Below are 23,285 nucleotides of genomic sequence, written 5' to 3'. Positions count from 1 at the left end.
GATTACGGAGGTTGTGTCAGGAAACTACGGAGGTTGTGTCAGGCGATTGAGCGCGATGGAACCACAACCAGCGGTTCGTCCGGCGAACGGCGGCCGTGGGAGGCGTTCAGCAGCTGGCGGATCCGCGCCGCTGGAACCGGCCGGCTGAACAGATAGCCCTGCGCCTCGGTCACCGCGCCATCGGCACTGACCAGTTCCAGTTGCTGGTTGGTCTCGATGCCCTCGACCACGACCGACATGCCGAGATCGGCCGACAGCCGCGCCACGCCGCGCAGCAACGTCAACGGACGATCGGTATCGATGCCTTCGAGGAAGGAGCGGTCGATCTTCACCTTCTGCAATGGGAAGTTGTGAAGATAGCTCAGGCTGGAATAGCCGGTGCCGAAGTCATCCAGCGAGATCCGCACGCCGAGCGAATGCAGCTGCGACAGCACGTCGTGCGTCAGCTGCGTGTTGCGCAGCAGCGAGGATTCGGTGATCTCGATTTCGAGACGGTCCGCCGGCAGGCCGGAGACTTCGAGCGCGTAGCGAACTTCGCTGAGCACGTCGCGCTGATGGAATTGCTGCGGCGAGAAGTTGACGGCGACGCTGACGGCCTCGGGCCACTTCATGCATTCCATGCAGGCCTTGCGCAGAATCCAGCGGCCGAGATCGACGATCAGGCCCATATCCTCGGCGACGGGAATGATATCGATCGGCGACACCGTGCCGCGGACCGGATGATTCCAGCGCAGCAGCGCCTCGCAGGTCGAGATCTTGCCGGACTTGATATTGACCAGCGGCTGATAGAACAGCTCGAACTCCTCGTTCGCCAGCGCCTTGCGCAGGTCGAGTTCCAGGATGCGGCGCGCTTCGACGGTTTGCGCCATCTCGTCGCGGAAGAAGCAGAAGGTGCCACGCCCGTCCGCCTTGGCGCGGTACAGCGCCATGTCGGCGTTCTTGAGCAGCGTGTCGGCGCTGACACCGAGAGAGGTCATGGCGATGCCGACGCTGGCGCCGATCTCGACCAGATGATTGTCGATCTTGTAGCGCTCGCTCAGCCGGTCGACGATGCGCCGGGCGAGACCCGCCGCGTCCTCGTGGGAGTGAATGTCCTGTTGGAACACGACGAATTCGTCGCCGCCGAACCGCGCCACGAAGTCCTCGGGCCGCAACATCTCGCGCAACCGCCCGGCGACCGCGCACAGCAACTGGTCGCCGCAGGGATGGCCCAGCGTGTCGTTGACCTGCTTGAACTGATCGAGGTCGACGAACAGCAGCGCCGACAACCTCTCGGCGCCCTGCTGTATCGCCATCAGGCGCCCGATCTCGTCGCGGAAATTGACCCGGTTGGGAAGCTCGGTGAGTTCGTCGTAACGCGCAAGATGGCTGATCTTGGCTTCCGCGTCGCGCCGCTCGGTGATGTCTTCGAGCAAGACGACCGCGCCTCCGCCCGCCATCGGCTGGAACGTCCATGACAGCGACCGGTTGCGCGTGGCGTCGGGATCGGTCGTGATCATGTCCCGCGCCTGCGAACTCTCGATTTCCGACAGGATCATGCTGCCGCTTGCGTTCGAAATCGAACCGGAGGCGACGCAGGCAGCGATGATGTCGGCCGCACTGACGCCGCCCTGCACGGAATCGTCGGACAGCTGCATCATGTTGCTGAACCGGTGGTTCATCACGGCCAGGCGGCCGTCAGCGCCGAACATGCAGAGCCCGTGCGGCATGTTGTTCAATGCGGTATCGAACTGGCCGGCCAGCGCCGCCTCGCGTTCGCGCGCCACCAGCGCCTGCATGAAAATTCGGTGCAGATTGGCCGAGATCTGCAGCACCGCTACGAGGAACGCGGTGCACACGACTGACATCGCGATGTAATAGGGGGCACCACGCAACGCCAGCGCGATCACGGTTGGACCGTAGATGAGTGCGGCCTGCAGTTGGAATACCCACTGCCGTCCATAGGCCCTGCCCGCACCTAACGCCAAGGTCCCGGTGGTGGTGGACAGGCAGATCATATGAGCCACGGCATCATCAGTGAACAGCAGCGTCGCGGAGCACCATGTGCCGAGCGCGGTGGCTTGGATCATCGCGCCGATCTGATGATACCTCTTCCAGCGCGCAGCTTCCTCAACAGTCGGGGTCGATTTGCGCGCGTGGTACCGCTGCACGATGAATGCGCGGACGACGCCAGCGAAGACGAGCAGCGCGACACACGCCCAGATCAGCGTTGAGCCCGTCTTCAGCGCGGTCATCGCTGCGGCGCCGGCGCCGAAGGCGAGGCCCGTCAGCATCGGAGCGGAAGTCTCGAACAGCGAATCGATCAGCGCCGCGCGAAGATATGGCGACGTTTGTTGATCCGGCTCTCCGCTCTGTTTGGCAAGCTGCATTTTCGGGCGCACGTCCTTTGGATTAGACGTTGTACCCTTTGCAGATGAAGTCTTTCTGAGCGAACATCGTTACCAAGACGTTGCTTTTCGTTTCCTGTCGTAGAAATCTGCCTTATAAATCAGCATGCTAGGCAATGTTTGCCGATTAACGCCCTAACCCGTGGAACGCTCAGGACAACAGCGGAGACCATGCCGGATCGGAGGCGAAGCCGGGGGTCGGAACCCGCAACTCGTTGCGCCCGGAGATATCGACGGTGAACAATGAAGGGCCGCTGTTGCCGCCGGGCTCGCGGAAGAACATCAGCACCCGGCCGTTCGGCGCAAAGGTCGGGCCTTCGTTATGGAAGCCCGAGGTGAGAATGCGTTCGCCCGATCCGTCCGGCTTCATGATGCCGATCGCGAATTGACCACCGCCCTGCTTGGTGAAGGCGATGTAGTCGCCGCGCGGCGACCACACCGGCGTCGAATAGCTGCCCTCGCCGAACGAAATGCGCTGCGCGCCGCCGCCGGTCGCGCCCATCACATAGATCTGCGGCTTGCCGCCGCGATCGGACTCAAAGCAGATACGGGCTCCGTCCGGCGAATAGGACGGCGAGGTGTCGATCGCCGGCGTGTCGGTCAGGCGCGTCGTCGATTTCGAGCGCAGGTCCATCACGAACAGATTCGAATTGCCGCCCTGCTGCAGGCTCATGATGACGCGCTGGCCGTCCGGCGAGAAGCGCGGCGAGAACGACATGCCCGGGAAGTTGCCGACGATCTCGCGCTGCCCGGTCTCGATGTTGAACAGATAGACGCGCGGGTCGCCCTGCCCGAACTCCATATAGGTGATTTCCTGGGACGACGGCGAGAACCGCGGCGTCAGCACCAGATCGCTGCCGCGCGTCAAATATTTCACGTTGGCGCCGTCCTGGTCCATCAGGGCCAACCGCTTGACGCGGCGTTCCTTGGAGCCGGTTTCGTCGACGAACACCACGCGGCTATCGAAATAGCCCTTCTCGCCGGTCAGGCGCTCGTAGATCTGGTCGGAGATGATGTGCGCGATCCGCCGCCAGTATTCCGGCGAGGTGAAATATTGCTGGCCGGTGAGTTGCTGGCCGGTGTTGACGTCCCACAGCCGGAATTCGGCCTTGAGGCGCCCATCAGACTGCCGCGTCATGCGGCCGGTCACCAGCGCCTGCGCGTTGATGGTCTTCCAGTTCTGGAAATTCGGCGCCGCGTCGATGTTGATGGTCTTCTCGACGTAGGCCGCCTGGTCGATCGGCGCGAACAGACCGCTGCGCTTCAGGTTGTTGGTGATGACTTGCGTCACGCCGACGCCGACTTCGGCGTCTGCCGGCGTGCCGGCCGTGAAATTCGGGATCGCGATGGGGAGCGGAACGAACTCGCCTTCGGGAATAGGAATGCGCTTGGGCGCTTGCGCAAAACCCTCTCGAATGGATATGGCAGAGACCGCACCGAGCGCGGCCATTCCGGAAATGATTTGCCGGCGGCTCGGACGCAATACATCAGGCAACACAATTTTGTCTATCATCGCTTCAAACTTTGCTCGTATTGGCGTTCGCCGGCTGCGAACCCCGTCAGACTTTTTCCCTGAAGACCGGTGCGAAGTATTTCCATTCTTCAAAGAACGCGGCCGGCAGATTGTAAGGCTGGCACTCGATAATGGCGCGCAGTGCGCTCTCCTGGTAGACACGAAGGAACGGCGTTGCCGGAGTGCCCTCGGGCACCGGCATCCCTTCCAGCGTGCCATCACGCTTCAGGCGGATCGCAAAGGCGGCTTCCGGCTTTTGCGACTCGATGCCGCCATAGGGCTTCTTCCAGCACCGCTCGACCTGCCGCTGGAACAGCGCGCCCCAAGTCGCGGAATTGTCTGCTGCTGTGCCCTTTGAAGTGCCGAGCGCGGCGTTGGAATTCAGCGTGGAACCAGTCGCGGCTTGCCGCGTCGCGTCGCGCTTGTCCAAGAGCGCCGCAATCTGCGTTTGATCGAAGTGCCGTTCGACGATCTTCTGCTTCTGCTCCGGCGGTTTTGCCGCAGGCTGGGCGACCGGCTTCGGCGGCGGCTTCTTCTCTTCCTTCTTGATGGCTTCCGCGATCGGATCGACCTTCGGGGGATCCGGCTTCTTCTCCGGCTTCGGCTCTTCCTTGGGCTTTTCGGCGACCTTCGGCGGATCAGGTTTTTTCTCGACCGGCTTCTCCTCGGCCTTCGGCTGCGGCGGCGGCGCAGTTTCGGTGATGACCGGCGCCTTTTCGCTCACCTTGCCGACGGCGTCGTCGAGCGGCTTGGCTTCGGCGACTTTTTCCACCAGCGGCTTAGGATTTTCCTTCTTGCCGGTCTTCGAACCGGCCATGACCTTTGCGAGTTGATCAGAGGAAATGACATCGACGGCGACCGACTCCTCCGGCGTCATTTCGTAAGCCTTGGTCGAGAACGACACCAGTCCGTACCCCAGCACGAGGACGTGCAGGGCGACCGACGCAGCCAGTGTCTTGTCGATCTTGAGCTTCACTTAAGTCTTTCCGCTCCGCGCAAAAACGGGATCGCTCACGAGCCCCCCTCGGGGATGATCACGATGTTCGCCTTGAACCCCGCCGTCCTAATATACCCCAATAACTTCATCATATCCGTGTAACAGACGTCTTTATCGCCGCGCAGGTAGACCACGCTTTCGGCTTCCGACCGGGTTTCCTTGATAGCCTTGATTTTAGGCAACAACTCGGCGGCCGGGATCAGGGCATCCCCCAGATATAATTCGACATTCGAATTGCAGGAGCCGCCGGTGCGCTTGACCGACAGCGTCAATGGCGGGGCGTTCGACGCCAGCGACTTGCCGCCGCTTGCGATCGGCAGATCGATATCGATGGTCGAGGTCATCAAGGGTGCGGCCACCATGAAGATGATCAAGAGCACCAGCATCACGTCCACCATCGGCGTGACGTTGATCTCCGCCATCACGGCGGCGCGTCGCCGGCCGCGGCGTCCACCGCCACCTGCCGAACCTGCCATGTTCATCGCCATGATCGGATGCCCACAATGCTCACGATTGACCGCTCCTCACGCCGTATATCCAGGGCATGATCTGGTCCGAAAACCGGTTTCCACTTTTCGGGATCATGCCCGCTCGTCGATCTGGCGCGACAGGATCGCTGAAAATTCGTCGGCGAACCCCTCCAGCCGCTGGGCCTGCCGGTTCACCTCGGAAATGAACTTATTGTAGAAAATAGTCGCCGGAATGGCAGCGATAAGGCCGATCGCGGTGGCAAACAGCGCCTCCGCGATACCAGGCGCCACCACCGCCAGCGAGGTGTTCTTCGAGGCCGCGATCGACTGGAAGCTCGACATGATGCCCCAGACGGTTCCGAACAGGCCGACGAACGGCCCGGCCGAGCCGACCGTGGCCAGCACCAGGAGCCGCCGTTCCAGCCGCTCGACTTCACGGGCGATGGAGACGTTCATCACCTTCTCGATCCGCATCTGCAGGCCGGCAAAGGACCGGGTCTGGCTCTCGAACGAACGTTTCCATTCGCGCATCGCCGCCACAAAGCACGCTGCCATGGATTGCGTCGGCTTGGCGGAGAGCGAACGGTAAAGCTCCTCGATCGATTGCCCGGACCAGAACGCCTGTTCGAAACGGTCCATCGCGCGCTTGGTGCGCGCATAGAGAAAGATCTTGTCGATGGCGATCGCCCAGACCCAGACCGAACAGGCGAGCAGCCCCAGCATCACCGACTTGACGACCCAGTGCGCCTGCAGGAACAGCGAAATCAGCGACACGTCTGACGCGGCCAGCGACAGCGATTGCGTTTCGACCTGTTGGGCGCTGGCTGACGAAGCCGTTGCCAGAAGGCAGGCCAGCGTCACGAACTGCAGGAATCTCCGGATCACCAGATCATATCCTCTCAATGCTCTCGTTTGCGCATGATCCTCTTCGGAAAACACGTTTCCGGATCATGCTCTATCTCTTGTTTGGAGCATGATCTTTCGGAAAACCGGTACCCACTTTCCGGATCATGCTCCTTCCCAATCCTCCGGGAGCGACTGGCTGCCGGTTCCACAGCCGCGCATCGGGCGCGGCGAAAAATGCGCCAGCGCGAGAGCCTCATTGGTGTCACATGGGGGGCCCGTCCAAAGCCGGGTCCTGCTTCCCCTGCCAACGTGTCAAAACGAGGGCTATCCGCGCGTCTTTACGTCCCTAACCAGACGCTAATCTTAGTTAATGCGAGGTTACCAAAGGAGAATTTGACTGCCGGAAATCAAGGCAGGACGGGCGGTTACGGGGGCTGGTTCCCTTGAGGGATCTCCCTGAAGGTCTTGCTCAGTGTCGTCCCGGCCTTGAGCCGGGACCCATACCGCGTGATGTGCATTTGGCGGAAGGTGTCTAACGCTGGCATTTTCGCCGATGGGCCGCGGCGTATGGGTCCCCCGATGCGCAATTGCGCATCTGAGCTCAAGGCCGGGACCACGTGGATGGGCTATCGCGAACATAACTTCACCTTCTCGCGACGCATTGCGCCCGAGCTTTGCCAGAAATTCCTTGCCCTCCAGTGAGAGGGCGCAGGGAAGACCGGGTGCGCGCTGCACCCGCGGTCTCGTGTGCGAATAGTGCAAAGAAAGCTGCACACGAGCATACAGGGCAGCGGAGAACACCCGGCCTTCCCTGCGCAATGGCTTTACGGCTTATGCCGTGATCTCCCCGGAGACGAGTTCTTGGTTGACTCCGTCGCTGCCGTTCCCGCTTGCGCTTCTCCGACAGCTTGACGCCTGCAACGGGCGCCAGGACCACACGGTTTTGCCGTACGCCCGTCCGCGCCGTCGTCTCAGCGCAAACCAGCGTCCACCGCAACCCGCCCAACGTCCGTGACGACGGCCGACGCCCTTCTGAGTAGGACGGGATGGCCAAACACATACCGCTGATTTGTCTTCTGGAAAAGCGAAATATTTCTTATTTCGGGGCTTGACACGATTTCTGGCAATCGGAACTGATTTGCCCGTCGGGTTGTTTTGTCGCAGCCGCCGCACGATATCGTGCTTGCGCGAGTAGCGACGCAGCTCACGCCGGCAGCCCCGCCTCGGTGCAATTGACGAGCCGTGCCGGCATGCCGACGGCGGTGCATCCGGCCGGCACGTCTTGCTCGATGAGCGCGCCGGCGCCGATCTTGGCGAAGTCGCCGATGCTGACGTCGCCTAAAATCGTGGCGCCGGTGCTGAGCAGCACGCCTCGGCCGATCCGCGGCGCGCGGCCCGGCAGCGCCTGCTTCCGGCCAATGGTGACGTTTTGCAGGATCGTCACCTCGTCGCCAATCACGGCGAAGGCGCCGACGATGATGCCGGTCGCGTGATCGAGAAACACCGAGGTGCCGATCGAGGCGGAGGGGTGAATGCTGACCTGCAGGGAATCCGACGACAGGCTTTGCAACAACAAAGCGAGGTCGGTTCGCTCGTGAAGCCAGAGCCAGTTGGACACGCGCCAGGCCTGCAGCGCGACGTAGCCCTTGAAGTTGAGCAGCGGCGGCAGCAGCCCTTTGGTCGCAGGATCGTGAACAGCAATGCTTTGCAGATCGAGGCTTGCCGCGTCGATCAGGTCTGGCGCGGCGTGAAAGGCCTCACGGGCCACGCGTGCGAACAACTCGCGGTCATCAGCGGTCTTACCGAGCCGTTCGCCGATCTGATGGGCGAGCGCGCGACCGAAATCGACATGATCGAAGATCGCTGATGACAGCGAGGCGCCGAACAGCGGATCGTTGGCGAGGATATTTTCCGCCTCGCGGCGAACGGATCGCCAGAGCTGGTCGACTGGTGCAATTGCGTTCTGGATCATCGCCATCACCTCGGGTGCGCCGGCCCGAAATATAGGTCGTCCGGGGGACTTCGCCAGCGCAAGCGGTGCACCAAAAGCAAACCGTTCGTCGAAACGTCAGGACTGTTCAAAGGCAGCCCACGCCGCCTCGGCGGCCTGGCCTTGCCGCGCGATGGGGCGGAAAAGACGAATTTCGATAGGGATCTGCAAATCCGCAGCGCCGGCTTCAACCAGTCGTCCAGCAGAAATGTCCTCTTCGGCCAAAGTCCGCGGCAGCCATGCCACGCCGTCTCCAGCGCGCGCCATCGAAAGCAGGGTCGCAGCCAGATGGGAAGTAAAGATCGTTTCGAGCGCAAAGGCTCGGTCTTTCGTCCCCCACTGGGCGGCCACGATGCGTCCCAATCCCGACTGCGCACTATAGGCAAGGTATTTGACCGGCTTGCCGCCCCGAAGCCGCCAGTGCGGAGCTCCGTTTTTACCGGGCGCGCTGAGCGGAACGAGCGTGTCGGATCCGACCACGATGCTCCTGAACTGGCGGGAATCTAAACGGCTGCTCATTTGCCGGTGGTAGTGGCAAAGCAGAAACTGCGCATCGCCGCGCAGCATCATCTGCTCGCACGCCTGCATGCTGTCGGAAATCAGGTTGAGATTGCCAAGGGCCAGAACCCTTTCATTGCCGCGAACCCACTTTGGAAAGAAAGTGAAGGAGAGCGCGTGGGTCGCCGCGATCGACAAGAGCTTTGCACCGCGGCCGGAAACTTCCAGCGTGTCGCGGCGCAGTTGATGCACCGCGCGGGTCAGTATCTCCGCCTGATTGTGGAAATGTTCGCCCGCCGGGGTCAGCGCGACGCCATGCGTCGTGCGGGTGAACAAGTCAGCGCCGACCCAGCTTTCGAGCGCGCGAATTCTGCGGCTGAAGGCCGGCTGGGTGACGTGGCGTGCCTCGGCCGCCCTTGAGAAGTTCAGGGTTTCGGCAAGCGCCAGGTAGTCCTCGAACCAGATCAGTTCCATTGGTAATGCCGTATCAACATAACCAATTCAGGTAATAGCATTGGCCTTGAAGCAAATCCAGCCGTACTAGCCATTCCGAACGGGCTTGCTGCTGTCGTTATCAGCATGACCAGCGCCTCCAAACAACGGCCGATGGAAGGAAAACATCATGCGTATCGTCGACGTCGTCGAAATCACCAAGCCGATCGCCTCTCCGATCCGCAACGCCTATATCGACTTCTCGAAAATGACGGCGAGCCTCGTCGCCGTGGTAACGGATGTCATGCGCGACGGTCGCCGCGTCGTCGGATACGGCTTCAATTCCAATGGCCGCTATGGCCAGGGCGGTCTGATCCGGGAACGCTTCCGCAATCGCATCATCGCGGCCGAGCCTGCGAGCCTGCTCGACGATTCCGGCACCAACCTCGATCCGCATCGGATCTGGGCAGCGATGATGTCCAATGAAAAGCCGGGCGGGCACGGCGAGCGCTCGGTGGCGGTGGGCACGCTCGACATGGCGGTCTGGGACGCCGTCGCGAAGATCGCCGGCAAGCCGCTGTTCCGCCTTCTCGCCGAAAAGAAGGGCCGTGAGGCCAATCCACGTGTCTTCGTGTACGCGGCAGGCGGCTACTATTATCCGGGCAAGGACAATTCGGCGCTGCAGACGGAGATGCGCGGCTATCTCAACCGAGGCTACAACGTGGTGAAGATGAAGATCGGCGGCGCGTCGATCGACGAGGACCGCGGACGGATCGAAGCCGTGTTGAAGGAGATTGGCTCGGAAGCGCGGCTTGCCGTCGACGCCAACGGACGTTTCGATCTCGAGACCGGTATAGCTTACGCGAAGATGCTGCGCGATTACCCGCTGTTCTGGTACGAGGAGATCGGCGATCCGCTCGACTACGCTCTACAAGCCGCCATGTCGGAATTCTATCCGGGTCCGATGGCGACCGGCGAAAATCTCTTCTCGCACCAGGACGCGCGCAATCTGCTCCGCTACGGCGGCATGCGGCCGGATCGCGACTGGCTGCAGTTCGATTGCGCGCTGTCGTACGGGCTTGTCGAATATCTGCGGACGCTCGATGTCCTGGCACAGCATGGCTGGTCGCCGTCCCGCTGCATCCCCCATGGCGGACACCAGATGTCGCTGAACATCGCGGCAGGTCTCGGCCTCGGCGGCAATGAGAGCTACCCGGACCTCTTTCAACCGTATGGCGGCTTTCCCGACTCCGTTCGCGTCCAGGACGGCCACATCGTGATGCCCGACCTTCCCGGCATCGGCTTTGAGGGCAAATCCGACCTGATCAAGGTGATGCGCGAACTGGCTGAATGACGAGATCGGCCGTGAGTTACAAGGCTTCCGCCAAAACGGCAAGACGCCGCATCGGCGGATAAAGCAAACCGCGCGTCTCAGAGCAAACGCCCGATAGGCGCCGGCAACTAAGCATCCCGGGACGAGTGATGGATGTAGAGTATTTCGATCGTCTGGTTCGTTACCCGGTAAAACACCTTGTACGGATACCGAACGAGCGGCACGACTCTTACGCCGGATTGATCGGCCACTTCTTGCGCGCTCTCCGGCCATTTCGCAATGCGAGCGACAACGAATTGGAGGCGAAGGCGAAATGTCTCGGAGATCGTCGGATAGTTTTGGCGGATGTAATCGCTGATATCATCGAGGTTGCGGAGCGCTTCCTCGGTGTAGACAACCTTCATACACGACGAAACTTATCAAACGCGGCCCTAACTTGCTCGTCCGTTGCAAAGCGTCCTTCGCCAGCGTCGTTCAGGCCACGCTCAATCCCTGCGCGTTCCTCGGGAGTGGCGCGATAGGCTTCCCCGGAAAACCCCGCGTCGATTTCCAGCGCAAGCTCGGCAAGCTCCACCTGGGCAGCCTCCGGCCAAGCCTCGACACGTCGCATTGCGTCCTGAAGTATTTTCGTGGTCATCGGGCGAAGTATGACATATCGGCCCTGTTTTTTACAGTGGCATCTCTGCGAGGTGGCCGCGCTTCCGACCAAACCTGCAAGACGCCGCGTATCCGCACAAAGCAAACCGCCCGTCTGTGCTGATCACAAACGGGCGGCTCGTTAGCCTTCAGGCGCTATGGGGGCACATCGCCCGAGGCGTTAGCTCACGACTGGAAGTTCAGCTTTGCGGCTGATCGTTCGGCGGGGTCGGACGCGGCTTGTGCTGCGCCATGAACTGGTCGAACTCTTCCTTGTCCTTGGCGTGACGCAGGCGATCGAGGAAGTCGCGGAATTCGACCTGCTCTTCCTCGAGGCGCCGCAGCGTTTCGGTGCGGTATTCGTCGAAGGCGCGGTTGCCGCTCGAGGGCGGGCCGAAACCACCGAAGCCGAAACCACGGCGCTCCATGCGGCCGCGCATCCGGTCCATCTTGTACTGCATCCGCTCCATCTTGTTCTGCCAGCGATCCTGGTGACTCCAGCAACCCATTTTTCTGCTCCCGAGTGTGAAAAAGAGAAGGGCAAGCCCGATCGGCCACCAGATGATGAAGCCGAGGATGGTTACGGCGATCCAGCCAGGATGCCAGGGGCTATCCAGCATATGCGGGGGCCGACTGGTTTCTTCAGCGGGGCCGCGCCATCGATTGACATCTGCGGTGTAGGCCATTTCCCTCTCCATGACGGCGATCACGCCGTTGTGAATGTAAATAACATTTACATACCTAAACCATCCACGTTTTTTGTCAAGCGGGCGGCAAGCGGCCGTCGTTAAATTATTTTGGAGAGCCCCAAGGACCGGCCGGGGGAACCGGCGGCGGACCGGACGGCTTCTCGCTCGCCGGGTCCTTCGCGGCAGGCCTGCGATCGGTCGGGAAGCCGAGACCGCGCAGATAAATCAGCACTTCGGCTTCCAGCAGATCCTCGGCCGACATCGGCAGCTTGCGGCGCGCCGCATCGCCGCGGGCGAACAGCGACGCCACGCCGTGCGACATCGACCAGATGTGCAGCGCCATCATCATCGCCGGCGGCCGCGGCATGCCCGGCGGCACCAGCGCAGCGAGACGCTCGGCTGCCGCCCTGATCACCGCGAAGGCGCGTTCGCTCGCCGCCTGCAATGTCGGACTGAGATCGACGGGAAGGCCGGATTCGAACATCGCCGAGTAGAACGCCGGCTCATTGCGCGCGAAGGCGAGGTAGGCTTTGCCGAGCCGCTCGAACGCCGTGACGGTGTCGGGGCGGCCGTCGTCCCAGGCTTGCAGCAAGAGCGCCTCGAACTGTTCGAAGCCGCGCTGCGCGATCGAGGACAGCAATTCGTCGCGATCGCGAAAATGCCGGTAAGGCGCCGCCGGGCTGACGCCGGCCATGCGCGCGGCGTCGGCAAAGGTGAAACCGGCCGCGCCCTTTTCGGCGATCAGGCCGAGCGCCGCCTGCAGCAGCGCCTCTTTCAGATTGCCATGATGGTAGCCGCGCTCGGCGCGGCGCTCTTCCTTGCGCCAACTCATGTGAAAGGCTTTTACATGAGTTGGCTATAAAGGTCACTTATTTTGCGCGTTCAGGAAGGTTAACAGGCGGAAATGCGTGGGTCCAAGCTGCTCCACCGCCTCAAACGGCGTGCTTCGCTCGTCTGGAACCAAAAAACGGAAGAAGCGAGCGCAAGCCGGGAGAGGTTCCAGCGCCTCACCGCGCCTTGTGCGCATTTCCCTTCTGCAACTCCTCGAAGCCTTTGGCTGCCTGCTGCACTTCCTCCGAGAAATCGGCCATTTCCTGCACCTGGCGGATTTCGATGATCTCGTTCTCGGAAGCCGGGCACTTCTTGGCCCACGCGATCGCCTCCTCCCGCGACGCGACGTCAATCATCCAGTAGCCGCCAAGCACTTCCTTGGCCTCGGTGAAGGGACCGTCGGTGACGACAGGCATGCCGGTCGCGAACGACACCCGCGCGCCCATCGACGGCGGGTGCAACCCGTCGAGCGCGATCAGGACTCCGGCTTCACTCAGCGCCTCATTGTATTTCATCATCGCCGTGACGCGCTCGGGATCGAGCTGCACGTCCGGCGCCGCGGTCTCATAGCCCAGGGGGATCATCAGCATCATGAATCGCATGGTGGGGTCCTGTTCGGTTTGGCGTCATTCCGGGGCGATGCGAAGCATCGAACCCGGAATCTGGAGATTGCAGCGCGAGATTCCGGGTTCGGCTCTTACGAGCCGCCCCGGAATGACGGTGTTGAACTTATTTCTTTCCGGCCTGCGCGCGCAGGCGATCTTCCTGCTCGCGCAGTTCGGGGGTGAAGGCCTCGCCAAAATCCTCGGCCGCGAACACCTGGCGGATTTCGATCTCGGCGCCGCCGTCGAACGGCGCGCGCTTCATCCACGCGATCGCCTCATCGAGCGATTTGGCGTTGATCAGCCAGAAGCCGGCGACGAGGTCGCTGGTCAGAGGGAACGGCCCCTTGGCAGCACTGCCCTCTCCGCCCTGATATTTGACCCGCGCGCCTTTCGAAGAAGGATGCAGGCCCTCGCCCGCCTCCATCATGCCGGCCTTGACCAGTTCCTCGTTGAATTTGCCCATCGCAGTCAGCATTTCCGTGCTCGGCATGACGCCGGCTTCGGTATCCTTGCTCGCCTTCACAATCACCATGAATCGCATCGTTTCGCTCCGTTTGTCTGTCTGGCCGGTCGGCCGATACTATCGCTCGTCAACATGACGAACCGGGTTTTGCGGCACCGACATGGCTTCCGAAATTATTTTGGAAGGCCATTTTCCGCGGACCAGATGGGATCGGAGGGACTTAGCTGTCGCCCTGGCGAACGAAGACGCCGTTTTCGTAGGTCGCGCCGAAATAGACGTCGATGCGCCTGATCCTGTCGCCCGCAAAAGCGAAGAACTCCGTATTGCGGAAACTCTTGCCTGCCTTGGCGACACATCGATAGGTCACAAACGCCGCCTCGCCCTCGACCATGATCCGCTCGATATCCTGTCGTTCGATCCAGTCGCCGTTCTTCCAGCACCGCGCGAAATAGCTCGCCTTGTCGATTTCGTCGTCATAGGGGCTGGTGAAACGGAAATCGTCGGTGAAGGCGGCCTCGACCGCCGCGCGGTCGTTCGCCAAATAGGCGGCGAACAGGTTGCGGATGATCCCGGTCTTGCTTGCGGCGCTCATTCAGCGCTCCTTCGGCACCATGCCAAAATAGGGCTCGGCCTCCTTCAGCACCCGTGCGAACGACGGCCGGGCCTTCAGGCGTTCGAGATAGGCGGCGAGGTTTGTTTCGCCGTCGCCGAACGGCACCACCATGCTGCCATAGAACAGCGACGGCGCCGCGGCGCAGTCGGCGAGGCCAAAATCTTCGCCCATCGCCCAGGTGCCGCTGATCATCTGCTGCTCGATCATCGCGTATGAAGTGCGCAACTGCGCCCGCGCCTCCTCGACGCCGTGCGGATCCTGCTTGCCATCGGGGCGAAGCCGGTCGCCCATGATCTTCTGCATCGGCAGATGCACATAGAGATCGTAAAAGCGATCACGCAGACGGGTCTGCAAGGCGCGTTCGGCATCATCGGGAATCAATCGCGTGCGACCGGGATAATGGCGGTCGAGATATTCGATCACGATGCTCGATTCCGGGACGATCTGGCCTCGCGCTTCGTCCTGCAGCACCGGAAATTTTCCGATTCCCCACAGCTTCAGCAGCGCGGCGCGTTCGGCCGGATTGCCGAGATCGACCAGATTAGGCGTGAACGGAACGCCGATCTCGTACAGCGCAATCAGCGCCTTCCAGCAGAACGATGACAGCGGGTGGAAATGCAGGGTCAGTGACATCTGGACTCCGGAGTGTATTGGGCACGTCAGCAAGACGGACCAGGGTTTGGCAGGCCGACATTTGCTCCGAATTATTTCGGAGCGGCGGGTGCGTAGCGCAGGATCACGATCCCGGTCGACAACGCCCGGCTGTCCAGCAGCTTCAGCTTGATCCGCGCGCCCTGTTTGAACAACGGCGTTCCGCCGCCAAGGATGATCGGGTTCAGCGCGATGCGGAATTCGTCGATCACGCCGTGCGGGATCAGGTGCGACGCCAGATCGGCGCTGCCGAACAGAAAGATATCCTTCGGCGCATCGCGCTTCAATTTGGTGACGGTATCAGCCACATCGTCCGCGAACATCCGCGTGTTGTTCCAACCGGATTGTTTCAGGGTGCGCGAGAACACGTATTTCGGCGCCGCGTTCATGAAGTCGGCGACTTCGCCGGTCGCATTCGGCCAATGGTTCGCCATCAGCTCATAGGTGACGCGGCCGAACAGCAATCCGCCGGCGGCGTTGAGCTGCTCGATCGACAATCGCTCCAGTTCTTCGCCCCAGACGTCTTCATGCCAGGAGATGTCCCGGCTCGGCCCTTCGACGAAGCCGTCCAGCGTCATCAGGTTCCACATGATCAGCTTTGCCATCCCGTCGCTCCTGTTAACTGATTGCGATTTGCAACTGGTTGTAGCCTGAGCCAACCGGTGCAATATTGCAAGCAGTTTTTCGAGGACGCTTCCATGACCGACGACCAGCGCTCCGGCTGCCCGATCAACCTCACGCTGGAAGTGGTCGGCGACAAATGGAGCCTGCTGATCATCCGCGACATGATGTTCGGCAACCGGCGGCATTTTCGCGAGCTATTGACCAAGTCCGAGGAAGGCATCTCCTCGAACATCCTCGCCGACCGGCTGAAGACGTTGCTCGACGCCGAAATCATCACCCGCGAGGACGATCCCAGCCACAAGCAGAAGGGAATCTATTCGCTGACCGAACAGGGCATCGAGTTGCTGCCGGTCCTCGCGCAGATGGCGGCCTGGGGTTACAAATATCTGCCGGTTTCCGAAGAACTCGGCATCCGCGCCAGGCTGCTCAGCGAGGGCGGTCCTAAAATGTGGGCAGAGTTCATGGACGAGTTGCGCGAGACTCACCTCGGCATTGCCAGACGAAAGAAAGGGCCGTCGGTCGGTGAACGGCTCCAGGCTGCGTATGAGAGTGTCGTGAACCGGACATAACGTTCAAAAAGCTCAAGAATTCCCTCCGTATGAATACGTAGGCCGGCAGGCATCGTCGGAGGCCTTCACTCTGCCCATCAGCGTGCACACGCGACAAATTATCGCGATGGATGAAGGGCGCACAGGAAGTTCACACCGGCGAGCGCATCGCACGAATTTCATCAGGCGAAACATTGGCGCGCGAGATGGTTTACGGTTGATAAACGGGTATCTGCAACTTTTTCCCGTACTGAATTATCAGCCATCCATTTTTAAACAGCGCGCGGAGCCTCACGTGTTCAATCTGCAAAAGAAAGCAAACACCCAAAGCGCGCTTGCCCAAGCCGCTGCCATCAACAAGTCGCAGGCCGTGATCGAGTTCAAGCTCGACGGCACCATCGTCACCGCGAACCCGAATTTTCTCGCCGCCGTGGGCTACACGCTGGCCGAAATCCAGGGCAAGCATCACGGCATGTTCGTCGATCCGGCCGAGCGCGAGAGCGCCGCCTATCGCGAGTTCTGGGCGCGGCTGAACCGGGGCGAATTCCAGGCCGCGCAATACAAGCGGTTCGGCAAGAGCGGCCGCGAAATCTGGATCCAGGCGTCCTACAATCCCATCCTCGATAGCGGCGGCAAGCCGGTCGGGGTGATCAAGTTCGCGACCGACATTACGGCGCAAAAGATCCACAGCATGGAGGACGCCGGCAAGATCGCCGCGATCGGCCGGGCCCAGGCCGTGATCGAGTTCAACATGGACGGCACCATCGTCACCGCCAACGAGAACTTCCTCGGCGCGGTCGGTTACCCGCTCGACGAGATCCAAGGCAAGCACCACAGCATGTTCGTGGTCCCGGAAGAGCGCGACAGCGCCGCCTATCGCGAGTTCTGGGCGCGGCTGAACCGCGGCCAGTACGAAGCCGCCGAATACAAGCGCCTCGGCAAGGGCGGCAAGGAAATCTGGATCCTCGCCAGCTACAATCCGATCCTCAACGAGGCCGGCAAGCCGTTCAAGGTGGTCAAGTTCGCCACCGACGTCACCGCGCAAAAGCTGAAGGCCGCCGACAATGACGGCCAGATCTCCGCGATCGTAAAATCGCAGGCCGTGATCGAATTCAACATGGACGGCACCATCCGCACCGCCAATCCGAATTTCTGCGCCGCGCTCGGCTATTCGCTGCCGGAAATCCAGGGCAAGCATCACGGCATGTTCGTCGATCCGAACGAGCGTAACGCACCGGCGTATCGCGAATTCTGGGAAAATCTCAACCGCGGCCAGTACCAGGCGGCGGAATACAGGCGGATCGCCAAGGGCGGCCGCGAAATCTGGATCCAGGCGTCCTACAATCCGATCCTCGACCTCAACGGCAAGCCGTTCAAGGTGGTGAAATACGCGACCGACATCACCGCCCAGGCGATCGCGCGCAAGAAGGCCGAGAACGCCCGCGGCCTGATCGAGTCGGTGGCGGCGGGCAGCGAGGAGATGAGCGCCTCGATCCGCGAAATCTCCGAGACCATGACCAAGTCCAAGGCGAATGCCGCGAACGCGACCGCCCGGGTCGAAGCCGCGGACGCGCAAGCCGTGAAGCTCAGCGCCGCTTCGCAGGCCATGAGCGGGATCGTCGAGCTGATCGGCAACATCACCGGACAGATCAACCTTCTGGCGCTGAACGCCACCATCGAATCGGCGCGGGCGGGCGAAGCGGGCCGCGGCTTTGCCGTGGTGGCCTCCGAGGTCAAGAACCTCGCCAATCAGGCCAAGCACGCCACCGACACGATCTCGAAGGAGATCGAACAGCTCAACGGCGTCGCCAGCGAAGTCGTGGGCTCGCTCACGGCCATCAAGGAGGCCATCGCCAGCGTCAACGAGTTCATCGCCTCCACGGCCGCCGCCGTGGAAGAGCAGAGCGCCGTCACATCGGACATGTCGTCCAACATGCAGCGCGCCTCCGCCGAATTGGCCTGATACGGGACAGCCAGCCCCTCGTATCGGCTCAATCAGCCTTCGGGAGCCATCCCGAAGGCGAGCTTAACCGGCACCGCAGGCGCAGAAGCGCAGCGGTGCCGGCTTTTTTATAGGGGGGCGTTCGCTCAGACCTGGTCCCACCGCCGCGTCACTTCCGTTGAGCCCTCCACCGTGGCCTCGAAGATTGGCGACGCCAGCACGGCATGGATGTGTAGCATGTCGGTGCCGGAATTGCGGAAGCCGTGCAGTTGCCCGGCCGGCACGATCAGGGATTGCCCCGACGTGACGATGCTGCGTTCCTCGCCGAGCCACATCTCGGCCTCGCCCTCGCGCACGGTGAGCACCTCCTCTACGGGGTGCGAATGCGTCGGGGCGCCGGCGCCGGGCGCGATCCATTGCTCGAAGATGCACAAATGTGCCGCGCCGTTGCGCGCCGAAACCAGCATGCGGGTTTCCACGCCCAGCCGCCATTGCTCCGGTGGCATATCCCTGACGTCGACCACCATCATTGCCGGACCCTTTCGGTTGCCGTGACCTCGCGTGGTTTGAGAACGTGCGCCGGATGCGGCGCAGCATGCAAGCGCGGGCTGCCGGCAGGTTCGAGACACAATGAGCGGCGTGGGGTATAGAGCGAAAGAATCAATCACCAGCGGACCCCCTCCATGCCTCCTTCCCTATCAAAAGTCGCACTTGTCACCGGCGCCGCGCGTGGCATCGGGCTTGCGACCGCAAAACGCTTTCTCGCCGATGGCTGGCGGGTGGCGCTGCTCGACATCGAGGGCGAATTGCTGCGTGGCGCGGTCGCGGCGCTGGCCGATCCCGACAACACGCTGGCGCTGCATTGCGACGTCAGCGATGCCGGCGCGGTGGCCTCCGCGATGACAAATGTGATCGGGCGTTTTGGCCGGCTCGATGCGCTGGTCAACAACGCAGGTGTCGCGGTGTTCGCACCCCTGCTCGAGACATCGGACGAGGACTGGAACCGGATCCTCGCGGTCAATCTCACCGGGCCATTCATCTGCACCAAGGCCGCAGCCCCCCTGATGCGCGAACATGGCGGCGGCGCAGTGGTGAACATCACGTCGATCTCGGCGGTGCGCGCCTCCACGCTGCGCTCGGCCTACGGCACCAGCAAAGCGGGGCTTGCGCATTTGACAAAGCAGCTCGCGGTCGAACTGGCCTCGCTCGGCATCCGCGTCAACGCCGTCGCTCCAGGCCCGGTCGAGACCGCGATGGCGAAGGCGGTTCATACCCCGGAAATCCGCGCCGATTACCACGATGCCATTCCGCTCAATCGCTATGGCCTCGAAGAAGAACTGGCGGAAGCGGTGTTCTTCCTGTGCAGCGACCGTTCCAGTTACATCACCGGGCAGGTCCTCGCCGTCGACGGCGGTTTTGATGCCGCCGGCATCGGCTTGCCGACGCTGCGCGGGGAACGAAGGAACGGCTGACGGAGCCTTGCCGGACGCGCCAACGTTGACTAATTCAACAGCTCCGGGACGAAGGAGCCGCACATGCGAATGGCGCTCATCAAGGCAATTGTTGTTGCGGCGGCGCTGTGCGCTGCGGTTTCACCTGTTCGCGCCGAGGTGCGCATCCTCGCCAGCCCCGGCGGACAGGTCGGCCCGTTTCTCGACCTGTTCGAGCGCCTGCGCGCGTCCGGCGAACGCGTCGTGATCGACGGGCCATGCCTGTCGGCCTGCACGCTGGTGCTGAGCACCGTGCCGAACGAACGCATCTGCGTGACGCGCCGCGCGGTGCTCGGCTTCCACGGCGCGCGGTCGATCGACCGCCGCGGCCGGATGTATGCCGAACCGGAAGCGTCGCAGGCGGTGCTGGAAGCCTATCCGGAGCCGGTCCGTAACTGGATCAGCCGCCGCGGCGGATTGACGTCGCGGATGTTGTTGCTGCGCGGGCGCGAACTCGCCGCGATTTACCCGTCGTGCAGGTGAAGGGCTTTGTACCTTTGTAGGATGGTAGAGCGCAAGCGTGCCCACCAATCCCTGCGCGACGTAGATGGTGGGCACGGCGCAAGTGCGCCTTTGCCCACCCTACAACGTCAATTACCCACCATCATGACTGCATATCTGCCGGGCAGTTGACCATCCAGGGCGTGCCGAACTTGTCGACGCACATGCCGAAACCATTGGAGAAAAAGGTCTTGGCAAACGGCATCTTCACGGTGCCGCCATCGGCCAATGCCTTGAAGCGGCGTTCGGCATCGGCGGGATCATCGACCTGCAGCGCGACCGCAAAACCCTGCGGCTGATGGAAGTCGCCGGGAAATGCATCGGAGGCCATCACCACCTCGCCATCGACCGTGAAACTGGCGTGCATGATCTTCTTCTTCCATTCCGCCGGGGTCGGCATGTCGGCCGGCCCACCTTCATAGAGCATCATCGCGTCAATCTTGGCGCCGAGCACTTTTTCATAATATCTCAGCGCTTCCTCGCAATTTCCGTTGAAGAACAGATAGGGATTGACCTGCATCGTTGGCTCCTTGGGTGAACAGATTTGGCGTGAACGAATTTGCGGTGAACGTGCGCTACTTCTCGGTGAGCTTTTTCAGATTGGCAAGACCAGTCTCGAAATCCCTGCCGATCATGCGGTCCAGGTTCATGAACACCTGCATCACCTTGGACAGGAACACGGCGGGCCCGGTCATCGTCCAGGTCAGATGAGTAGCATCGCCCTGCGGCAGCATTGTGAATTCGGCGGTGTTGTGACCTTCGAACGGCTTGAAGAAATCGAGCTTGATGAGGATCCTCGAGGGCACTGACGTTTCAAGGATTTCCATGCGGCCGGACCCGACATTCTTGTTGCCGTCCCAGGCATAGACCGCGCCCTTGCCGCTGTCGGCGCCGCCATAGGTGCGCTTCAGCACGGGATCCCTGTCCTCGTAGGGCGACCAGCTGCGCCATTGGTGAAAATCGTTGATCAGCGGAAATATCCTGTCCGCCGGCGCCTTGATGCTGATGGCGCGCTGGACCTCGAAAGTATTCGGCTTGGTCGCGGCCAGAATCAGCACCGCGGCGATGGCAATCGCCAACACGACGGCGATGATGGCAATGATGTCGAGCATGTCAGGCTCCGTACGGGTTGGTGATTATGATGCAATTCGGCGGCGGAAAGGAATGAAACTGCGCAAGGCCGGGTCGCGCAGCCAGAGCCCGCCCCATACCATCAGGCCGAGATAAAGCCCGAACAGCGTGTGGGTGAACAGCGGGCTGTCGATCCGGACATGGGATGCCATCGCGCCGCCGAGATAACCGGTGAGCAGGATGGCGCCGAGAATCGAGGTCGGCGGCATTGAATACAGCACGGTGCAGACGATGGTGATGATGCCGAGGCTGCGCGCCAGCGTTTCGCTCGAACCATAACCCATCCTGTCCATCGTTTCCGTGACGACCGGCCACGGCACCAGCTTGATGGCGCCGTCGAACAGCAGGAACACGATGACCAGGCCGGAGAGAATACGGCCGGTCCAGCGGGCGGTTTTGGCGACCGGCGCGGGTTCGGCGATCGCAGACATGGTGGACATGGCTTTCTCCTGTCATTTGCACAATTCCAGGACGAACGAGCCCGGCGCAAACAGACAGACGGGCCGAACTTTTTTCAGGGGCCGCAACTCACGCCGCAAGCAATGGGAATCGACGGAGCACGCCGCCAACACAGTCTCTGGCGAGGGCATCTCTGATCGAGATGGCACACATCACCATGGCCGATTTCATGCGTGCGATCAGCGACATGCGATTGAAATAACCGCGCGCCCGGCACGAACCTTTCATCGCGAAGGCGCGACTAACGGCTGTCAATCGAAACAGCCACCCCCGGCAAAACCCATCCATTCTGGAGCACGACCAATGTCCTGCGAACAAAAGACGCTTGTCAAAACAAACCGGCCTGAGGACTCGATGTCCTACGCCATGATCGTCATCGGCGGCGGTGTCGGAAATCTCGCCGCAGCGATTTACTCTGCTGTTGCAAGCGGCCTGCGTCGCGTCCTGACTGCGCAAGCGCCGGCGAGGGAACGCCATCTCCCGGCTGCATATTCTCAGCAGGGTTAATTGCGATCGCAGCTTCCGCGCAGCTTTTGATAGCGAAAGCACGATCGACGAAATTCATCGAAGACCAATCATTGCAGATCATTCATTTGGAGCACGACCATGACCCCCGAACAAAAGGCGCTTGTCAAAACCACCTGGAGCCTCGTGGTCCCGATCGCCGATACCGCCGCGACCTTGTTTTACGGCCGGTTGTTCGAAATCGACCCCTCCACGCGCCCCATGTTCAAGAGCACCGACATGCCGGAGCAGCGCAAGAAGCTGATGCAGGCGCTGGCGACCGTGATCGCCGGTCTCGATAATCTCGCGCCGCTGATCCCGGTGCTGGAAACGCTCGGCAGGAAACATGTCGCGTACGGCGTCCTCGACAAGCATTACGACTCGGTCGGCGCCGCATTGCTGTGGACACTCGAACAAGGCCTGCAAACCGCATGGACACCGCCCGTGCAGGACGCCTGGATCGCTGCATACACGGCAGTCGCCGGCGTGATGCGCAATGCGGCAAAGACGGTTCCGAACGCCGCATGACCGGCGCCGCCGGTGCTTGTCGAACCTCGGACGAGGTTGAGGCGACATAGGTCGGTTCATCTCGAACGAGAGTGGAAGGACATGGATCCGCAATTGGAGCTTGATTCGATCCTGATCGCCCTGCGCGGCGCAAGCCTCGAGGAGCAAGCGGAGATCGGCCGGGGCGATCTGGCGTCCCTGCTTCATGTCGCGTCGCCGCAACTGGTCGACAAGATCATCAAGATGGCGCGGCGCGACAATCGGGTCAGGTGCGCGCTCGCCGCGTCACGGTATTATTGCGGCCTTGGAAAGACGATTTGCGACAAGATTGATTCCGTGGTGAGCGCGCCATTTCCGGCGGCGCTTCAGCCCAAGCGGAAGCCGTCATCGAGGCGCTAGCTATCGATCCTGCTTTCCAATTCCGTCCACGCAATCAGACCAGGCCACGCAGAACAACGTGAACACGAAGATGTTCCAGCTTGGCTGGATGTCGCACCACGCCGCCACGACAGGAATGGGCAAAGCGAACAGAAGCGGCCGCGCGATCCAGCGCAGGCAGAAAAATTTCGCGCTGGCAGGTTCGCCGAAAGCGACCTTTCGCAGAATGCCGATCATCACGAGCCCG

28 protein-coding genes are annotated in these 23,285 nt (G+C 61.7%); 7 read left to right on the top strand and 21 right to left on the bottom strand.

Going from position 1 to position 23,285, the window contains the following annotated elements; translation table 11 throughout:
* Positions 1–38: 38 nt before the first annotated feature.
* From JQ597_RS18075 to JQ597_RS18045, 7 genes are all read right to left on the bottom strand, one after another.
* A complete protein-coding gene (locus tag JQ597_RS18075; RefSeq protein ID WP_212265592.1) occupies positions 39–2,369 on the bottom strand; it encodes a putative bifunctional diguanylate cyclase/phosphodiesterase in 2,331 nt (776 codons plus the stop codon).
* Between the two features lie 169 nt (positions 2,370–2,538).
* Positions 2,539–3,837: a Tol-Pal system beta propeller repeat protein TolB gene (gene tolB / locus JQ597_RS18070; protein ID WP_502754509.1), complete on the bottom strand. Its 1,299-nt coding sequence runs from the start codon at positions 3,835–3,837 to the stop codon at positions 2,539–2,541.
* Between the two features lie 109 nt (positions 3,838–3,946).
* Positions 3,947–4,876 carry a cell envelope integrity protein TolA gene (gene tolA, locus JQ597_RS18065; RefSeq protein ID WP_212265591.1) on the bottom strand — a complete coding sequence of 310 codons (930 nt, stop codon included), beginning with the start codon at positions 4,874–4,876 and terminating at the stop codon, positions 3,947–3,949.
* Between the two features lie 35 nt (positions 4,877–4,911).
* The gene (locus JQ597_RS18060; protein ID WP_212265590.1) at positions 4,912–5,385 is read right to left on the bottom strand and encodes a biopolymer transporter ExbD; all 474 of its coding nucleotides are present in this window, start codon (positions 5,383–5,385) and stop codon (positions 4,912–4,914) included.
* Positions 5,386–5,478: 93 nt separating this feature from the next.
* Entirely contained in the window at positions 5,479–6,162 is a 684-nt protein-coding gene (tolQ, locus tag JQ597_RS18055; RefSeq protein ID WP_212265669.1) for a protein TolQ, read from the bottom strand.
* 1,255 nt (positions 6,163–7,417) lie between these two features.
* Entirely contained in the window at positions 7,418–8,185 is a 768-nt protein-coding gene (locus tag JQ597_RS18050) for a serine acetyltransferase domain-containing protein (protein WP_212265589.1), read from the bottom strand.
* Positions 8,186–8,281: 96 nt separating this feature from the next.
* Positions 8,282–9,175, bottom strand: coding sequence for a LysR family transcriptional regulator (locus JQ597_RS18045; protein WP_212265588.1), 894 nt, complete (start codon positions 9,173–9,175; stop codon positions 8,282–8,284).
* A 148-nt stretch (positions 9,176–9,323) separates the two neighbouring features.
* On the opposite strand from JQ597_RS18045, the gene JQ597_RS18040 reads away from it, so the two are divergent.
* Positions 9,324–10,487 carry a mandelate racemase/muconate lactonizing enzyme family protein gene (locus JQ597_RS18040; protein WP_212265587.1) on the top strand — a complete coding sequence of 388 codons (1,164 nt, stop codon included), beginning with the start codon at positions 9,324–9,326 and terminating at the stop codon, positions 10,485–10,487.
* 107 nt (positions 10,488–10,594) lie between these two features.
* Here the strand turns inward: JQ597_RS18040 and JQ597_RS18035 are convergent, their stop codons facing one another.
* The 9 genes from JQ597_RS18035 to JQ597_RS17995 form a co-directional block, all read right to left on the bottom strand.
* Positions 10,595–10,870 (bottom strand): type II toxin-antitoxin system RelE/ParE family toxin, encoded by a 276-nt coding sequence (locus JQ597_RS18035; protein ID WP_212265586.1) that lies wholly within the window; start codon positions 10,868–10,870, stop codon positions 10,595–10,597.
* Entirely contained in the window at positions 10,867–11,103 is a 237-nt protein-coding gene (locus JQ597_RS18030) for a hypothetical protein (RefSeq protein WP_249147964.1), read from the bottom strand. The genes JQ597_RS18035 and JQ597_RS18030 overlap by 4 nt, the downstream gene beginning before the upstream one ends.
* A gap of 199 nt (positions 11,104–11,302) precedes the next feature.
* Positions 11,303–11,788: a DUF2852 domain-containing protein gene (locus tag JQ597_RS18025; protein ID WP_211999528.1), complete on the bottom strand. Its 486-nt coding sequence runs from the start codon at positions 11,786–11,788 to the stop codon at positions 11,303–11,305.
* Positions 11,789–11,894: 106 nt separating this feature from the next.
* Positions 11,895–12,623: a TetR/AcrR family transcriptional regulator gene (locus JQ597_RS18020; protein ID WP_212265585.1), complete on the bottom strand. Its 729-nt coding sequence runs from the start codon at positions 12,621–12,623 to the stop codon at positions 11,895–11,897.
* Between the two features lie 175 nt (positions 12,624–12,798).
* Complete coding sequence (locus JQ597_RS18015; protein WP_212265584.1) at positions 12,799–13,224, bottom strand: YciI family protein; 426 nt, start codon at positions 13,222–13,224, stop codon at positions 12,799–12,801.
* Between the two features lie 127 nt (positions 13,225–13,351).
* A complete protein-coding gene (locus tag JQ597_RS18010) occupies positions 13,352–13,768 on the bottom strand; it encodes a YciI family protein (protein WP_212265583.1) in 417 nt (138 codons plus the stop codon).
* A gap of 142 nt (positions 13,769–13,910) precedes the next feature.
* Positions 13,911–14,282, bottom strand: a complete 372-nt coding sequence (locus JQ597_RS18005; protein WP_212265582.1) for a nuclear transport factor 2 family protein — start codon at positions 14,280–14,282, stop codon at positions 13,911–13,913.
* On the bottom strand, positions 14,283–14,936 hold the full coding sequence (locus tag JQ597_RS18000) for a glutathione S-transferase family protein (protein WP_212265581.1): 654 nt from the start codon (positions 14,934–14,936) through the stop codon (positions 14,283–14,285).
* 71 nt (positions 14,937–15,007) lie between these two features.
* Positions 15,008–15,559 (bottom strand): dihydrofolate reductase family protein, encoded by a 552-nt coding sequence (locus JQ597_RS17995; RefSeq protein WP_212265580.1) that lies wholly within the window; start codon positions 15,557–15,559, stop codon positions 15,008–15,010.
* A gap of 93 nt (positions 15,560–15,652) precedes the next feature.
* Between JQ597_RS17995 and JQ597_RS17990 the strand changes: the two genes are divergently transcribed.
* Both JQ597_RS17990 and JQ597_RS17985 read left to right on the top strand, forming a co-directional pair.
* Positions 15,653–16,147 carry a winged helix-turn-helix transcriptional regulator gene (locus JQ597_RS17990; RefSeq protein WP_212265579.1) on the top strand — a complete coding sequence of 165 codons (495 nt, stop codon included), beginning with the start codon at positions 15,653–15,655 and terminating at the stop codon, positions 16,145–16,147.
* Between the two features lie 274 nt (positions 16,148–16,421).
* Entirely contained in the window at positions 16,422–18,089 is a 1,668-nt protein-coding gene (locus tag JQ597_RS17985; RefSeq protein WP_212265578.1) for a methyl-accepting chemotaxis protein, read from the top strand.
* Positions 18,090–18,214: 125 nt separating this feature from the next.
* Here the strand turns inward: JQ597_RS17985 and JQ597_RS17980 are convergent, their stop codons facing one another.
* Positions 18,215–18,598, bottom strand: a complete 384-nt coding sequence (locus JQ597_RS17980) for a cupin domain-containing protein (RefSeq protein WP_312011107.1) — start codon at positions 18,596–18,598, stop codon at positions 18,215–18,217.
* A gap of 153 nt (positions 18,599–18,751) precedes the next feature.
* Between JQ597_RS17980 and JQ597_RS17975 the strand changes: the two genes are divergently transcribed.
* Positions 18,752–19,540 carry an SDR family NAD(P)-dependent oxidoreductase gene (locus JQ597_RS17975; RefSeq protein WP_212265577.1) on the top strand — a complete coding sequence of 263 codons (789 nt, stop codon included), beginning with the start codon at positions 18,752–18,754 and terminating at the stop codon, positions 19,538–19,540.
* Between the two features lie 69 nt (positions 19,541–19,609).
* A complete protein-coding gene (locus JQ597_RS17970) occupies positions 19,610–20,041 on the top strand; it encodes a hypothetical protein (protein ID WP_249147987.1) in 432 nt (143 codons plus the stop codon).
* A 121-nt stretch (positions 20,042–20,162) separates the two neighbouring features.
* On the opposite strand, the gene JQ597_RS17965 is transcribed toward JQ597_RS17970, so the two are convergent.
* The 3 genes from JQ597_RS17965 to JQ597_RS17955 are packed head-to-tail and all read right to left on the bottom strand — an operon-like array spanning position 20,163 to position 21,621.
* Positions 20,163–20,579 (bottom strand): VOC family protein, encoded by a 417-nt coding sequence (locus JQ597_RS17965; RefSeq protein WP_212265575.1) that lies wholly within the window; start codon positions 20,577–20,579, stop codon positions 20,163–20,165.
* 55 nt (positions 20,580–20,634) lie between these two features.
* Complete coding sequence (locus JQ597_RS17960) at positions 20,635–21,171, bottom strand: SRPBCC family protein (protein ID WP_212265574.1); 537 nt, start codon at positions 21,169–21,171, stop codon at positions 20,635–20,637.
* Between the two features lie 24 nt (positions 21,172–21,195).
* The gene (locus JQ597_RS17955; protein ID WP_212265666.1) at positions 21,196–21,621 is read right to left on the bottom strand and encodes a DoxX family protein; all 426 of its coding nucleotides are present in this window, start codon (positions 21,619–21,621) and stop codon (positions 21,196–21,198) included.
* Between the two features lie 634 nt (positions 21,622–22,255).
* Here JQ597_RS17955 and JQ597_RS17950 point away from each other — a divergent pair.
* Positions 22,256–22,681, top strand: a complete 426-nt coding sequence (locus tag JQ597_RS17950; RefSeq protein ID WP_212265573.1) for a globin family protein — start codon at positions 22,256–22,258, stop codon at positions 22,679–22,681.
* An 81-nt stretch (positions 22,682–22,762) separates the two neighbouring features.
* On the top strand, positions 22,763–23,059 hold the full coding sequence (locus JQ597_RS17945; protein WP_212265572.1) for a hypothetical protein: 297 nt from the start codon (positions 22,763–22,765) through the stop codon (positions 23,057–23,059).
* Here the strand turns inward: JQ597_RS17945 and JQ597_RS17940 are convergent, their stop codons facing one another.
* Positions 23,060–23,275 carry a hypothetical protein gene (locus JQ597_RS17940; RefSeq protein WP_212265571.1) on the bottom strand — a complete coding sequence of 72 codons (216 nt, stop codon included), beginning with the start codon at positions 23,273–23,275 and terminating at the stop codon, positions 23,060–23,062.
* Positions 23,276–23,285: the final 10 nt, after the last annotated feature.

This window comes from Bradyrhizobium sp. AUGA SZCCT0177, from assembly GCF_018130125.1.
Classification (GTDB): Bacteria; Pseudomonadota; Alphaproteobacteria; order Rhizobiales; family Xanthobacteraceae; genus Bradyrhizobium.
The sequence above is the reverse complement of the archived record's forward strand: the minus strand, read 5'-3'. Positions and strand labels throughout refer to the sequence as shown.

Bases quoted from the DNA above. Each gene is read 5' to 3' on its own strand.
- JQ597_RS18075 (WP_212265592.1), bottom strand. From the start codon at position 2,369: ATGCAGCTTGCCAAACAGAGCGGAGAGCCGGATCAACAAACGTCGCCA.
- tolB (WP_502754509.1), bottom strand. From the start codon at position 3,837: ATGGCCGCGCTCGGTGCGGTCTCTGCCATATCCATTCGAGAGGGTTTT.
- JQ597_RS18060 (WP_212265590.1), bottom strand. From the start codon at position 5,385: ATGGCGATGAACATGGCAGGTTCGGCAGGTGGCGGTGGACGCCGCGGC.
- JQ597_RS18050 (WP_212265589.1), bottom strand. From the start codon at position 8,185: ATGATCCAGAACGCAATTGCACCAGTCGACCAGCTCTGGCGATCCGTT.
- JQ597_RS18045 (WP_212265588.1), bottom strand. From the start codon at position 9,175: ATGGAACTGATCTGGTTCGAGGACTACCTGGCGCTTGCCGAAACCCTG.
- JQ597_RS18040 (WP_212265587.1), top strand. From the start codon at position 9,324: ATGCGTATCGTCGACGTCGTCGAAATCACCAAGCCGATCGCCTCTCCG.
- JQ597_RS18035 (WP_212265586.1), bottom strand. From the start codon at position 10,870: ATGAAGGTTGTCTACACCGAGGAAGCGCTCCGCAACCTCGATGATATC.
- JQ597_RS18030 (WP_249147964.1), bottom strand. From the start codon at position 11,103: ATGACCACGAAAATACTTCAGGACGCAATGCGACGTGTCGAGGCTTGG.
- JQ597_RS18025 (WP_211999528.1), bottom strand. From the start codon at position 11,788: ATGGCCTACACCGCAGATGTCAATCGATGGCGCGGCCCCGCTGAAGAA.
- JQ597_RS18020 (WP_212265585.1), bottom strand. From the start codon at position 12,623: ATGAGTTGGCGCAAGGAAGAGCGCCGCGCCGAGCGCGGCTACCATCAT.
- JQ597_RS18015 (WP_212265584.1), bottom strand. From the start codon at position 13,224: ATGCGATTCATGATGCTGATGATCCCCCTGGGCTATGAGACCGCGGCG.
- JQ597_RS18010 (WP_212265583.1), bottom strand. From the start codon at position 13,768: ATGCGATTCATGGTGATTGTGAAGGCGAGCAAGGATACCGAAGCCGGC.
- JQ597_RS18005 (WP_212265582.1), bottom strand. From the start codon at position 14,282: ATGAGCGCCGCAAGCAAGACCGGGATCATCCGCAACCTGTTCGCCGCC.
- JQ597_RS18000 (WP_212265581.1), bottom strand. From the start codon at position 14,936: ATGTCACTGACCCTGCATTTCCACCCGCTGTCATCGTTCTGCTGGAAG.
- JQ597_RS17995 (WP_212265580.1), bottom strand. From the start codon at position 15,559: ATGGCAAAGCTGATCATGTGGAACCTGATGACGCTGGACGGCTTCGTC.
- JQ597_RS17990 (WP_212265579.1), top strand. From the start codon at position 15,653: ATGACCGACGACCAGCGCTCCGGCTGCCCGATCAACCTCACGCTGGAA.
- JQ597_RS17980 (WP_312011107.1), bottom strand. From the start codon at position 18,598: ATGATGGTGGTCGACGTCAGGGATATGCCACCGGAGCAATGGCGGCTG.
- JQ597_RS17975 (WP_212265577.1), top strand. From the start codon at position 18,752: ATGCCTCCTTCCCTATCAAAAGTCGCACTTGTCACCGGCGCCGCGCGT.
- JQ597_RS17970 (WP_249147987.1), top strand. From the start codon at position 19,610: ATGGCGCTCATCAAGGCAATTGTTGTTGCGGCGGCGCTGTGCGCTGCG.
- JQ597_RS17965 (WP_212265575.1), bottom strand. From the start codon at position 20,579: ATGCAGGTCAATCCCTATCTGTTCTTCAACGGAAATTGCGAGGAAGCG.
- JQ597_RS17960 (WP_212265574.1), bottom strand. From the start codon at position 21,171: ATGCTCGACATCATTGCCATCATCGCCGTCGTGTTGGCGATTGCCATC.
- JQ597_RS17955 (WP_212265666.1), bottom strand. From the start codon at position 21,621: ATGTCTGCGATCGCCGAACCCGCGCCGGTCGCCAAAACCGCCCGCTGG.
- JQ597_RS17950 (WP_212265573.1), top strand. From the start codon at position 22,256: ATGACCCCCGAACAAAAGGCGCTTGTCAAAACCACCTGGAGCCTCGTG.
- JQ597_RS17945 (WP_212265572.1), top strand. From the start codon at position 22,763: ATGGATCCGCAATTGGAGCTTGATTCGATCCTGATCGCCCTGCGCGGC.
- JQ597_RS17940 (WP_212265571.1), bottom strand. From the start codon at position 23,275: ATGATCGGCATTCTGCGAAAGGTCGCTTTCGGCGAACCTGCCAGCGCG.